Source organism: Butyrivibrio fibrisolvens, assembly GCF_023206215.1.
Taxonomy (GTDB): Bacteria; Bacillota; Clostridia; order Lachnospirales; family Lachnospiraceae; genus Butyrivibrio; species Butyrivibrio fibrisolvens_C.
Genome location: NZ_CP065800.1, coordinates 3422994 through 3435855, shown reverse-complemented (window position 1 = coordinate 3435855; position 12862 = coordinate 3422994). Strand labels below are relative to the sequence as shown.

At 41.5% G+C, this 12862-nt stretch carries 11 protein-coding genes; 10 read left to right on the top strand and 1 reads right to left on the bottom strand.

The annotated features are described in order from the left end of the window. Positions 1-39 precede the first annotated feature (39 nt). Together I7804_RS14305 and I7804_RS14300 are read left to right on the top strand one after the other, a co-directional pair. Positions 40-1080 (top strand): SPL family radical SAM protein, encoded by a 1041-nt coding sequence (locus tag I7804_RS14305; protein ID WP_248403965.1) that lies wholly within the window; start codon positions 40-42, stop codon positions 1078-1080. An 86-nt stretch (positions 1081-1166) separates the two neighbouring features. Then, on the top strand, positions 1167-1994 hold the full coding sequence (locus I7804_RS14300; protein WP_282570423.1) for an SDR family NAD(P)-dependent oxidoreductase: 828 nt from the start codon (positions 1167-1169) through the stop codon (positions 1992-1994). Positions 1995-2597: 603 nt separating this feature from the next. Here the strand turns inward: I7804_RS14300 and I7804_RS14295 are convergent. Then, a complete protein-coding gene (locus I7804_RS14295) occupies positions 2598-3758 on the bottom strand; it encodes a DUF3048 domain-containing protein (protein ID WP_022752593.1) in 1161 nt (386 codons plus the stop codon). A 292-nt stretch (positions 3759-4050) separates the two neighbouring features. Here I7804_RS14295 and I7804_RS14290 point away from each other — a divergent pair, with 292 nt between their 5' ends. From I7804_RS14290 to truA, 8 genes are all read left to right on the top strand, one after another. Continuing rightward, positions 4051-4749: a YggS family pyridoxal phosphate-dependent enzyme gene (locus I7804_RS14290; RefSeq protein WP_022752592.1), complete on the top strand. Its 699-nt coding sequence runs from the start codon at positions 4051-4053 to the stop codon at positions 4747-4749. Between the two features lie 105 nt (positions 4750-4854). Next, positions 4855-7785 carry a right-handed parallel beta-helix repeat-containing protein gene (locus I7804_RS14285; RefSeq protein ID WP_331477815.1) on the top strand — a complete coding sequence of 977 codons (2931 nt, stop codon included), beginning with the start codon at positions 4855-4857 and terminating at the stop codon, positions 7783-7785. Positions 7786-7817: 32 nt separating this feature from the next. Next, a complete protein-coding gene (locus I7804_RS14280; RefSeq protein ID WP_022752591.1) occupies positions 7818-8453 on the top strand; it encodes a histidine phosphatase family protein in 636 nt (211 codons plus the stop codon). An 80-nt stretch (positions 8454-8533) separates the two neighbouring features. Then, complete coding sequence (locus tag I7804_RS14275; protein WP_022752590.1) at positions 8534-9901, top strand: hypothetical protein; 1368 nt, start codon at positions 8534-8536, stop codon at positions 9899-9901. Next, positions 9901-10572: a DUF6320 domain-containing protein gene (locus I7804_RS14270; protein WP_022752589.1), complete on the top strand. Its 672-nt coding sequence runs from the start codon at positions 9901-9903 to the stop codon at positions 10570-10572. The genes I7804_RS14275 and I7804_RS14270 overlap by 1 nt, the downstream gene beginning before the upstream one ends. Positions 10573-10712: 140 nt before the next feature. Next, a complete protein-coding gene (locus I7804_RS14265) occupies positions 10713-11072 on the top strand; it encodes a hypothetical protein (RefSeq protein ID WP_248403964.1) in 360 nt (119 codons plus the stop codon). Positions 11073-11089: 17 nt separating this feature from the next. Continuing rightward, complete coding sequence (locus I7804_RS14260) at positions 11090-11914, top strand: pectinacetylesterase family protein (RefSeq protein ID WP_248403963.1); 825 nt, start codon at positions 11090-11092, stop codon at positions 11912-11914. 108 nt (positions 11915-12022) lie between these two features. Continuing rightward, the gene (gene truA, locus I7804_RS14255; protein ID WP_248403962.1) at positions 12023-12862 is read left to right on the top strand and encodes a tRNA pseudouridine(38-40) synthase TruA; all 840 of its coding nucleotides are present in this window, start codon (positions 12023-12025) and stop codon (positions 12860-12862) included.

Sequence of the window (12862 nt, the reverse complement as noted above, 5' to 3'; positions counted from 1 at the left end):
TATTGATTATGAGTTTTTGGATTTGTGGAGACCGGGGATATGGACGGAGAAGATATTTTTCAAAATGCTTTTAAGCATATATATGTAGAAAAAGAATTATTAGGTAATGGCAAAGCAGATAATATCCTGAGTCACTTTCCTGATTCACGCGTAATTGTAATAGATCATTACAAAGATGTATTCAACAGGAAAAGACAGGATTTTAGTGCTCAGCGCCTTGCAAGGAATCTGATACTGGCATCCAAGAAAGGGCGCCTTGTATATGACGGAGCTCCTGTGTGTCAGGATTTTGGCAACAGCCATTTTTATTATACGTCATGTATCATGAACTGCCTGTACGACTGCGAATATTGCTACCTAAAAGGAATGTATCCTTCTGCCAATCTTGTTGTATTCGTGAACATAGAAGACATCTTCAAAGAAGTAGAAGAGCTCCTTGCAAAGTTCCCGGTATATCTATGCGTATCCTATGATACAGACCTTATGGCACTTGAGAGCCTTACGGGATTTGTATCAAAATGGGTAGAGTTTACTAAAAGTCATGAAAATCTTACAATTGAAATACGTACCAAATGCGGAAGAGGTGACCTGGATATAGAGCCATGTGACAGAGTTATATTCGCATGGACTATTTCGCCAGACCCTGTCATTAAACAGTATGAGCACGGCTCTGCAAGACTTTCAGCAAGGCTTGAAGCTGCCGCTTATTATCTGGAAGCCGGATGGCCTGTAAGACTATGCTTTGATCCCATGATCTATATTCCGGGTGGTCATGAAAACCCTATGCCTGGAAAAAACTGGAAACAAGTTTACAGCGATATGCTGGAAGAAGTAAGTACAGCTATAGATATGACTAAGGTAAGAGACTTCAGCGTAGGAAGTTTTAGAATATCAGAAGCTTATCTTAAGAAGATGAGAAAAGTAATGCCGGTATCTTCTGCGGTGCAGTATCCATATATTCTGGATGAAGGATACTATCACTACCCAAAGAAACTGACAGAAGAGATGGAGTCTTTTCTTACAAGTAAGATCTTAAAAATCTGCCCTGATGCTAAGATATTCAGGTGGGAAGAGACGTAAGTTTGAAAATGTTCCATTATTAAAAAACAAATTGATGCCGCGAGCTCCATCAATTTGAACCATCAGTAATTCGTTTTGCTCGCGGCATGAGGTTAAGCATGAATAATGTAAATGCAAACATCAATAATAGAGAAGAATGCAGAAATGATAAAGATGAATACATAAATAATAGAGAAGATAACATAAATACTAAAGATGAAAATCTAAACAATAAAGTCGTCCTCCTTACAGGCGCATCCTCAGGCATAGGAGAACAGATAGCTCTCATGCTATGCAGCGAAGGCTATATAGTATACGGAATAGGCAGAGACTTTACAAAGACAGATGATACACTTATAAGTAACCCAAACTTCAGAAAGATAGCCTGCGATATCACAGATACAGATGCCCTTGTGAGGGAAGTAAAGGCTATAAGGAAAGAAAATGATATAAACATCCTTATCAATAATGCCGCCTGCGCTTACTACGGCCTCCACGAAGAGATAAGCCCTGATAAGATCAGAAAGATGGTCAGAACCAATCTTGAAACACCAATGATCCTGACACAGATCCTTCTAAGAGACCTTAAGAAGAATGAAGGAACCATAATAGATATAGCATCTGTAACAGCCATATCATCCTCCAATCCCCACGGAGCTGCTTATGGCGCGTTAAAAGCAGGACTCCTTAGCTTTGGCAACAGCATATTCGATGAAGCCAGAAAGTACGGCGTAAAAGTCACTACCATCATGCCCGATATGACAAGAAGTAACCTATACAGAAACGCCGACTTTGAAGCGGATGATGCAGCCAAGGCGAGCCTTGATCCAAAAGAAGTAGCAGAAGCTGTAAAATACATACTAGAAAGACCTGATGGCGTAGTAATACCACAGATTGTTCTCAGACCTCAGCTTCATAGAATCAAGAAAAAATAAGGTATTGATAATATAGACTACAACGTTACAAATATATCCCGACCAGAACTATAAATGATCTATGTGTGGTTTTTGTATTACGATGTTAAAGATATCGTTCGCATTATTCCTGTATCAGAAGACAAATAGCTTCAATCAGTTTAATACTGATATGAGGCTATTTGCTTATATCTTCATCTATGATCTACCTGGAAGCGGCTTCTTTTTCTCATCTATGCAGCTATACAAGCGATAGCTTAAGGTGCAGTATCTCCAAAGACTTTACAGGGTGTACGAAGGCACAAGGCGGGCGGTGTATAGATCATTTGTAAGCTTTTTAATTGTTTTATAAAATTCATGAGCGTGATAGATGGAGTTTTTATTCTGCCCGGGGTCCACATGTTTGAGCGAAGCGAGTTTGGACCCCAGAATAAAAAACTACAGATATCATGCCATGAATTTATAAAACAATTAAAGATTACAAATGATCTATACACTGCCCGCCTTGTGCCTTCGTACACCCTGTAAAGCCTTTGGAGATACTGCACTGATTTGGCGCAATGTTTCCGTTATAGCAAAAAAATCCACACCGCTTCTTGGAAGAAGCAGGTGTGGATTTTTGAATTACTTGTTCAGTTCAACTTCGTCCCATGTATCACGAGGAACAAGTGCAACATAAGTCTTACCTGTGTTGATCTGAAGCTCCTGTGAGTAGGAAGAATCTGTGAAGTAGTATGTGAGAGCTTCCTGTGAACCCTTGATCCACCAGATCGGGATGCACTGACCCTTTGTAAGGTAGTAACCTGTGCACTGATCACCGTTATCAAGATAGTTGTAAACAAGGTATCCGTTCTCATCAAGCTGTGAATGGCTTGTGTTCTGAAGGATTACATTGTCGAATGCAAGAGGCTCATTGTCTTCTGCATCAAGGTGAGCATCACCATACTCATAGTACTCATACATCTCTGTATCAGGGTTGTACTTAAGAGTTGAGCTGTTGTGATAGAAAGGAAGAACAACTTCTGTTACGTCAGAAACCTCTGTTCCCTCTGCAGCAAGATCAACTGTTGTACCATAATCTGTGAAATAGAACTTTTCGCCATCTTCAAAACGGTTTTCGTTGTAAGTAGTAGAGATGCTTGAGTTAGAGAAAGCCTTGTCAAGATCTCCAGATACGATATACTCTGTGAACTCACGGGACTTACCGTTGTTTACACGAGAGAAGATACCTGAGAAGTGATCTGCGAACAGGTCCTGCTTGAAGTAGCTGTCATTGTAGTAAGGACCACCATCGTGGCACAGTACTGCGTTGAACTCAGCAGCAAGTACGATGTTAGTAGGTCTTGTACTTCTGATACTTCCGAGCTGTTCGATAGACTCCCAGTCCTTAAAGATGCACATAAGACGTGTGATACGATTGTTCTTAGTGCTGTTCATAAGTTCGTAAACGATATCTGCTTCAGCTGTTCCGTAGTGAGGAAGTGCTGTAAGCTCGTTATCAACCATAACAGCGATAGGACGCTGATCCTTTAGAGATTCGTCGATAGGCTCGCCTGTAAGTTCGCTAAGGTACATTCCTTCAGGAACTTCAGTTGTTGTAGTAACTTCCTGACTTACATCTTCTGTGGTAGCATCTGTTGTTGTAGTATCAGAAGGTGTTGTCTCAACTGCTGTAGCTGATGAACCGATTGTAGATGGCTGTGTGCCTGCATCATTAGAGCTACATCCAACGACCATAGCGGCACAAAGACCTGTTACAAAAAGAGAAGCAAATCTTTTTTTCATATTCATGACTCTTTCTGACTGCCCTTGTATTTAATGGGGTTAGACAGTCTGTTTAGTTTAGTGGCAGGTAAAAACCTGCCCATCTATTTTATCAAAAACAAGTTTATGGTACAACCTTTATCTGAAATTAAACTGAAAAATGACAATTTTTGGGTAACCTGTCAAAAGAAATGAACATTTTTTCAAATAAAAAAATAGTATCTGCCGCGCAGCTGCCTTATGTGAAGGGTGCAAGCATTCTGGCAGTGTGGTAGAATATAAAAAGTAAAAATCTAAAAATGAAAGGCATATCATGAGTAATATCACAGAGAACTTAGATGAAGTTGAAAAGAAGATCCAGGCTGCCTGTGACAGGGCTAAAAGGCCAAGAGAGTCAGTTACACTTATAGCTGTAAGTAAGACCAAGCCTGTATCTGATATCAGAGAAGCTATGTCGCATGGAGCTACTGTCTTTGGAGAAAACAAAGTTCAGGAGCTTCGTGACAAGACTTCCCAGATTACGGAAGATGTTCACTGGCATATGATAGGACACCTTCAGAACAATAAAGTCAAATATCTGCCCGGAATGGTAGATATGATCCATTCGGTAGATAACTTAAAGCTGGCTCAGGAGATTGAAAAGCAGGCAGCTAAGCACGATATTGTCATGGACATATTATGTGAAGTCAACATGGCAGGAGAGGATACCAAGTTCGGACTTGCTCCTTCTGAGTGCATTCCTTTTATAGAGAGCATCAAGGATTTTGAACATCTGCGTATCCGCGGCCTTATGACTATCGCTCCTTATACTGAGGACCCTGAGTCTAACAGACAGTATTTCAGGGGGCTTAAAGAGCTTCTGAATAAGGCCAATGAGATGAAACTTACCAAAGAGCCTATGGATACTCTGTCTATGGGCATGACAGGAGACTATGAAGTTGCCATAGAAGAGGGTGCTACATTTGTTCGTGTCGGCACAGGAATCTTTGGAGAGCGTAACTACGCTATATAAAAATGTAATTTTGATTTTATATCCAGGAATTAACAGATGAATAGCGAAGAAGCCAGCGAGTAAGATGACGGTCTTGTCTGATCCTATACGGGAGGAAGTGGACTTATGTATTATTATGTAGCACAGAACAACTTTGCAGGTGGTGACGGATCAAGAGAACATCCTTTTAAAACTATACAGGAAGCTGCTAATGTGGCACTTCCCGGTGATGAAATCATAGTTTCTCCCGGCATATACAGGGAGAGAGTTGATCCGCCTTTAGGCGGCGAAGAAGGTATGCCCATAGTGTACAGAAGCTCAAGTCATCTTGGCGCAGTGATAACAGGAGCAGAGAAGATCGGCCCTTGGAAAAGAGAATCTGAGAGCGTATGGTCATGCGAAGTTCCTAATTCTGTCTTCCCGGAGCGAAATCCCTTTACTGAGTTTGTAAGAGGAGACTGGTTTGATGTAAGGAAGAAGGCTCATCTTGGGGACGTGTTCCTGAACGGAAGGTCCATGTACGAGGTCTTTTCATATCAGGAAGTTGAAAAGCCTGTGACCATGAAGTCTTCCTGGAATCCGGGTGATACGCTCTTTGTCTGGTATTGCGAGCAGTCGAGGGATGGACTTTATACTGTATTTAAGGCCAATTTCAGAGGCTATGATCCTAATATAGAAAATGTTGAGATCAGTGTTCGCAGTACCTGCTTTTATCCAAGCAAAGAAGGCATAGGATATATTACGCTCTCTGGTTTCAAAATCTGTCAGGCAGCTACCAACTGGGCACCTCCTACTGCGCATCAGGAAGGAATGGTGGGACCCCACTGGTCCAAGGGCTGGATCATCGAAGACTGCGAGATAACTGAATCCAAGTGCAGCGGTATCTCGCTAGGCAAGTATCTGCAGCCTGCTAATGAGAATAAATGGACTACTACCTATCTCAAAGACGGCACACAGACCCAGAGGGATGCTGTATGTCAGGCCTTGAATGAAGGCTGGGACAAGGAGACAGTAGGTTCTCATATCATCAGAAGATGTAACATCCATGACTGTGGCCAGGCAGGTATCGTAGGCCACATGGGCGGCATCTTTTCTACAATTGAAGACAATCATATCCATCATATAGGATGTAAAAATAACCTTGCAGGTGCTGAAATTGGCGGTATCAAGCTTCATGCGGCTATAGATACTCTTATAAGACGTAATCGCATAGATCACTGCATACGGGGACTGTGGCTTGACTGGCAGGCACAGGGTACCAGAGTTACCGGTAACCTTTTTCATGATAATGTCCCGCCTGTGGGAACACAGATAGATAGCGGACTATCTCTTGGCGAAGATATATTTGTCGAGGTATCTCATGGGCCGACTCTTATAGACAATAACCTCTTGTTATCAGATATTGCCTGCAGGCTGTCAACACAGGGGATCGCCCTTGTCCATAACTTTATCGCAGGTTCTTTTACCTATGTAGGTAAAGGGACTGATAATGGCGGGCATATATTTGCTACAGACAGGTATACTCCTTATCACGTGCCGCACTCTACTATGATAGCCGGATTTATGACTATCCTTCATGGTGATGCAAGATTTTGTAATAATGTATTCGTTCAAAAAACTGTCCGTGATGATCTTCAAGTGTATCTTGAATCAAAGAGTGCTACAATAGGTAAGTTGACAGCTCTGTCCTGTGGCACTATCGCATACAAAGATTATCCGTCTATGGAAGAGTATCTGTCAGGTTTTAAGACAAGACCTTCCAATAAGGATGCTTACTATGATCATCTGCCGGTATATTTTGAAGGCAATTATTATTTTAACGGTGCTCTTCCATCTCCCAAGGAGAAGGATGCATATGTTGACAACAAGCACAAGGTCACCTTCAGGATATCAGATGAAGGTAATGAGTGTGCATTTATGACCAATCTCTTTGCTTTTATGCCAAGGGGAGAAAAAAGACTACTTACTTCCAAAGAGCTTGGGACTGCCTTTGAGCCAGAGCAGAGATTTGAAAACCCGGACGGCTCTGTTATAGTCTTTGATACTGATTTTATCGGTAATCACAGACCTTTGATGCCTTCGGCCGGGCCTTTTGAGTATCCGTCTGAAAGGTATGTCCTTTTCAGGTCAGGAAGCTTTAGGAATCCTGTACTTATAGAGGGAGTGCGTCCGGGACTATCACAAAAGAATATTACTTCGCCTTCTAAAGCTGAGGCGGCATATGATAATCAGGATATTGAAGATGCTTTGAAGGCAGATGCTGCAGTTACAGGCAGTCAAGGCTCAGATAGAGGCCTGCAGTTACAGACAGGTAAGTTTGTGATTGAAGAGATAGAAGGCAATATAGATTATAAAGATGGCAAAGATATTAAAAGTAGTAATAATATAAACAATAGTAAAGATAGTAATGCTATTAAAAACATTAAAGAAAGTATAAGCGCATCCGAAGCTTCTATAGAAGAGAGTGCTGATTATACAGCTGTGGATGATAATGATTCATCCGGCACTGCTTCCAAAGATGCAGAGCATGAATCCAATGTTTTTGACAGTACAGATATATCATCACGTGACAGGAAGAAAAATCTCCACTGTCAGATAGCCCTTGTGGATTGCGAAAATATATCCGTTACCTGCAGGGAACAGATAAGGCATGTGTCAGAGATATTCATCGAAGACAATATAGCCTGGGTTCATTTTGAAGGCGATAGTGGGATCACAGAAATTGACTGTGCTTACGGAATATGTCATTATATTCCTTCCTGGAGTATGGAAGCGGAAGATACCGTAAGTGTTCAAAGAAGTGACGGTACCATGGCTCTTGGAAGGTGCATTGCTGCGCTTCTTCGCATATATATTGATAAGGATCTTCAGGATCCCGATATCATGGAAGAGCGTGTTAGCATGCAGGAAGGCCCTGTCCTTAACCATTATGGCATCCAGCTTCGCTTTGCCAACAGGCAGCTCAAACTTGTAAGAAACAAGAAGTTCCTTAGCCTTGTGCAGGCAGCAGAAGCTGTAAGGCGTGCATCAGGAGATGTTATAGTAGAAGAGATCTGATAAGTAAATAATAGATAGGAAAACGTTAGGTTATGTATTGGTATTTTGTAAGACACGGTGAGACCAGGTGGAATAAAGAAAGGCTCTTTCAGGGAGCTACCGATATTCCCCTTGATGATACCGGAAGAGATCAGGCTCGTGAAGCAGGGCTTAGACTTAAAAATGAGGGGATAAGTATCAAAAAGGTATACTCAAGTCCTCTTGACAGAGCCATAGAGACGGCAGAACTTATAACAGGGATTGACAGATCACAGTTTGTAGTTGATGAGCGCATCAAGGAGATGTATTTCGGAGAGCTTGAAGGCACAGACTATGACATTGTCAAGGCCAGGGAAAAAGAGCTTTTTGAAAACCCGCAGGAATACGTTAACTGCGAACCTAAAAAAGGCGTTGAGACTTATGACAGTATAGTTGGAAGAGCAGGAGATTTTATTTCTTATCTTAAAGATATGGAAAAAGAATATGAGCCTTCTGATTGTATACTGATACAGACGCATGGTGCATGCATGAGAGCGCTTCTTACTAATCTAAGAGGCAGTGATCTATCTGATTTTTGGAATATCAAAGTCGGTAACTGTCAGTTCTTTTGCTTTGAATGTAAGGATGGCAATATATCTGAAATTGATATACAAAGGCTAAATGAAGGCACCACAGGGGGCAAGGTATAGAGATTAGCCCCTGGTCTAAAACAAGACCAGACCCAAATGATAAATAATAACGGCAGTTATTGCCGATGTACGAGGCACACATGGCACAGACAAATAGAAAATGGTATCAGCTGGACAATGCGGCCAAGATCATCCCGTCAACAGTTCAGGGAGCCAACACAAGAGTATTCAGAATAAGCTGCGAACTTAAGGACTTGGTCAATCCTGCTATCCTGCAGGAAGCCCTTGACGAAGTAATAGAGGAGTTCCCATATTTTAACAGTGTTTTGAGAAAAGGACTATTCTGGTATTATCTCGAACACCGTGATAATCTGCATCCTTTTGTTGAGGAAGAGAACCTTCCACCATGTTCACAGATCTATTTCCCCGGTAGAAAGACACTTCTTTACAGAGTATTTTATTACAGGAATCGTATCAATCTTGAGATGTTCCATGTCCTTGCGGATGGAACAGGAGCGCTTATTTTCTTTAGAAAACTGGTTACAGTATATGTATCCAAAAGGTATAATCTTAACCTTTCAGACTGGAATGAAGAGACATCTTCCAAGGAAGAGAAGGATGATGATGCCTTCCGTCACTTCTATCAAAGGTCAGTAGGACTTAAGCAGCTCAAATCCCTTTCAAGTAAGAGAGCATATTCTCTTAAGGGTGATCCGGACCCTGACAGACAGCCCCATCTCATAGAAGGCTGCGTATCTGTATCACAGTTCAAGAAGCTTGCAAAAGAGTACAATACCTCAGTAGGTATCATGGCTACATCTGTTTATATAGCAGCTGTTATTGATGAGATGAGTGTACGCGACAGGAAAAAGCCCATAGTTGTAAGCGTACCTGTTAACCTAAGGCAGTATTTCCCGTCAGAGACAACCCGTAATTTCTACGGTACTATCACAATAGTATACGATCTGTATAAGCAGGGTGAGGAACTTCCTGAGATCATAGAATATGTCAAGCAGTCATTTGCAGATCAGCTGTCCAAAGACAAGATCACAATGACCATGAACTCATATGCAGCTTTAGAGCACAATATAGCTGTTAAAGTTGTCCCTCTTTTTATTAAGAATTTTACTGTTCAGGGTATCAACAGAGTTGCCAAGAAGGGCGTGACAAGTACCATGTCCAATCTTGGTAACATTGACATGCCGCCGGAAGTTGGGGTCTACATTGACAGATTCTCATGCTTCATGACTGCTATATCAGAACAGATATGCGTATCCAGCTTCAAGGACAAGATGGTCTTTGGTGAAGTCAGCGCATATACAACCCATGAGATCATGCTCCATTTCTTCAGAAGACTTGTAAAAATGGGAATAGACGTAGAAGTCACAAGCTCTGATCACAATGTGGATATTGATACAGTCCTGATCTGGGAGAAGAATCAGGAGAGAGAAGTAAAGTTTGAAAAACCGGAAGAAGAAAACGGTGATATGGAAGGAGAACCTGTCTGATGCAATACTGTCCTAAATGTAAAGTCAAAGTTAGAGGATATAAGACAGAGTGCCCCTTATGCCAGGGACGCCTTACAGGAACACCTGAGGCACCTGCATATCCTGTTCTTAAGAAAAGAGTTTCAAGAGTATCACTTCTTAAAATACTGACATTTATTCTGGCAGTAGTCGTTATCATAATGCTGTCTGCAAGATTCATCCTGGTTCATCAGATCGGCAATACTGATTCTTCATGGCCGGGAGTAGTCATAACTGCTAGTTTTGTAGTATGGGTTGATATGGTAGTAGCTATCATGCTCAGGGGCAATATACTAAAGCTTGTAACTTTCGAAGCCTATGCGGTGATGCTTATATCCTATTGTACGGACCGCGTTTTTGGAAACCGCGGCTGGGATATAGCATGGACGATACCTATGACTCTTATAGCACTTTTGTGTTTTACTATACTGATAGGAATTGTGACAAGAGCCCATCTGGAAGACTATGTCAATTATCTTATTTTTGACTTTGTTGTAGCTATGATCCAGCTCATACCGATAATCCGTGAGACCAATATATTCATGTGGCCTGCGGTAATATGTGTTGCACTATATCTGATACTTGCTGCAGCAATCATTCTGTTCAGGTTCAGAGACCTTAAGAATGCGTCTGCCAAATTCTGGAATATGTAAGGAAACCATTAGCCGCTCGTTTTACTCGCGACATGAGGTTAGGCCTGAAAGTGTTCCACTTTAAAACCCAAATTGATGTAGCGAGCTCCATCAATTTGAACCATTAGTCGCTCGCTTCGCTCACGACATGAGGTTAGAAAATGCCACAAAAACAACAGACTAACAGTGATAATCTAAAACGCGGACTGGCTTTTGCCTACCGCGTTGGTGACTATTTTGAGAATAGTGTAAGTGATATGATCGCCAATACTCATCTGGGAGTAGCAAAACTTGGCGACAATGAAGAGCCGTCTATAAACACCTGGTACAGGGTCGATATCCCCATGGGACTTACAGGAGATGGTTCGGAATATTATATTTATATCAAAAAAGGTAGTCCCAAAAACCTTCTTATTTTCCTGTCAGGAGGGGAGTTGCATGGAATTCCTATACAGCTGCAAGACCCTCTTCAGGAGGAACTATTACTGCCGGAATACCCAATTTTTACTGGAGCAATCTAAGACCTTTTACACAGATCATGAATATCCGTTCCGGCATCACAGAAGATATAAATCCCAGAAACAAGTTCAAGAATTTCTCACAGGTCATCATAACTTATGCTACAGGAGATCTACATGTCGGCAACAACGATTATGAGTTCAAGAATAGTGAAGGCGTTGATGATGTGATCCATTTTCATGGGTATACTAATTTTAGAAGTGCTATGGAAATGGTAAAAAAATACTTCAAGACTCCCAAAAAGCTCCTGATAGCAGGAGACAGTGCAGGTGCCTTTGCAGTTCCTGCTCTTGCGGGTGAGATCGTGGACGACTATTATCCAAAGTGTGAGGATATCACGGTTCTTTCGGATAGTGGACAGTTTCTGTATGATGGATGGCGGGATACTGCCAGAGACATCTGGAAGGCTCCGGATGAGCTATGGCAGGCTATTACTTCTGATAATATAACAGTTGACTGGTATAGAAGACTTTATAACAAATACGGAGACAGATTTAGATATCTGTATTCGTCGTCAACTCATGATTATCTTCTGAGCGCTTATTACAATGATGTAGCCAATAAGATCTTTGCTTCTGACAAGGATATACAGGCAGAGTTCTATGAACAGTTGAAAGTGATGCTGACGCAGCTTAGGCAGATCAATCCTGAATTTCATTTTTATATTAATAACTTTAAGAACAAAATGGTCATGAAGAGCGGGATGAAAGGCGGAACGATCCATACTAACATCAGAAACCTTAACTTCCATCTTCCAAATGCTGAGGGCGTATCCATGGAGAAGTGGCTCTACGATGCATTGCATGACAGATGCTATGATAGCGGCATGAGCCTTGTGGAATGAGTTTGTTGCTAAGGATGATGGATTCATATGATCAGATTCCGAAATAGACTTAAGAATACCTAATACAATTAAGAATGCCAAATACAAAATAGAACAGGGAAGAACTATATGAAAAGAAATTTTAAAATGAAAATAAGATACGACGGTACGAGATTTCAGGGATGGGAATCTCAGCCCGGTGTAGAGATGACTATTGAAGGTAAGATAGAGACTGTCCTTAGAAGGATGCTTGAAGATGAGATGGGTAAAGGTGCTTTAACGAGCGAAAAAACTTCTCTCAAAACTCTTGGCAAGATCTCAGGTGAAGATGCCGCGGATAATAACGATAATAGCATGCCTGTTAAAGTCATAGCTTCCGGTCGTACAGATGCAGGTGTTCATGCCATAGGCCAGGTTGCCAATGTTCATCTTGATACGGATATGACATCAGCAGATATTCAGAGCTATCTTAATAGATATCTTCCGGATGATATTGCTATTGAAGATTTAAAAGATGCATCTGAAAGGTTTCATGCAAGATACAATGCTCTTGGTAAGACTTACAGATATACCTGTTACTACGGGGACAGTAAACCTGTTTTTGATCGTAAATATGTGAATGTTCTGGATCAGGAGCCTGATGTAAGGGCTATGAGACAGGCAGCAGAATATCTTATAGGAACTCATGATTTTAAGAGCTTTTGTGCTAATCCTCGTATGAGGAAATCTACTGTAAGATGTGTCGATTCTATTGAGATAGAGAAGGAAGGACCATATATCAGGATGTATTTTCATGGTAACGGATTCCTTCAGAATATGGTGAGGATCTTGTCAGGAACTCTTCTTGAAGTTGGTTTTGGAAGGATGACTCCAGAGAGGGTCGGAGAAGTTCTTGAAGCCAAGGACAGAAAGCTTGCCGGTCCTACTGCCAAGGCGCAGGGATTGTGCCTTATGGAAGTTGATTATTAA

Excerpts from the sequence above, each read along its gene's own strand:
- I7804_RS14260 (WP_248403963.1), top strand. The coding sequence starts at position 11,090 with ATGAATATCCGTTCCGGCATCACAGAAGATATAAATCCCAGAAACAAG.
- truA (WP_248403962.1), top strand. The coding sequence starts at position 12,023 with ATGAAAAGAAATTTTAAAATGAAAATAAGATACGACGGTACGAGATTT.
- I7804_RS14270 (WP_022752589.1), top strand. The coding sequence starts at position 9,901 with ATGCAATACTGTCCTAAATGTAAAGTCAAAGTTAGAGGATATAAGACA.
- I7804_RS14300 (WP_282570423.1), top strand. The coding sequence starts at position 1,167 with ATGAGGTTAAGCATGAATAATGTAAATGCAAACATCAATAATAGAGAA.
- I7804_RS14305 (WP_248403965.1), top strand. The coding sequence starts at position 40 with ATGGACGGAGAAGATATTTTTCAAAATGCTTTTAAGCATATATATGTA.
- I7804_RS14275 (WP_022752590.1), top strand. The coding sequence starts at position 8,534 with ATGGCACAGACAAATAGAAAATGGTATCAGCTGGACAATGCGGCCAAG.
- I7804_RS14290 (WP_022752592.1), top strand. The coding sequence starts at position 4,051 with ATGAGTAATATCACAGAGAACTTAGATGAAGTTGAAAAGAAGATCCAG.
- I7804_RS14265 (WP_248403964.1), top strand. The coding sequence starts at position 10,713 with ATGCCACAAAAACAACAGACTAACAGTGATAATCTAAAACGCGGACTG.
- I7804_RS14280 (WP_022752591.1), top strand. The coding sequence starts at position 7,818 with ATGTATTGGTATTTTGTAAGACACGGTGAGACCAGGTGGAATAAAGAA.
- I7804_RS14295 (WP_022752593.1), bottom strand. The coding sequence starts at position 3,758 with ATGAAAAAAAGATTTGCTTCTCTTTTTGTAACAGGTCTTTGTGCCGCT.
- I7804_RS14285 (WP_331477815.1), top strand. The coding sequence starts at position 4,855 with ATGTATTATTATGTAGCACAGAACAACTTTGCAGGTGGTGACGGATCA.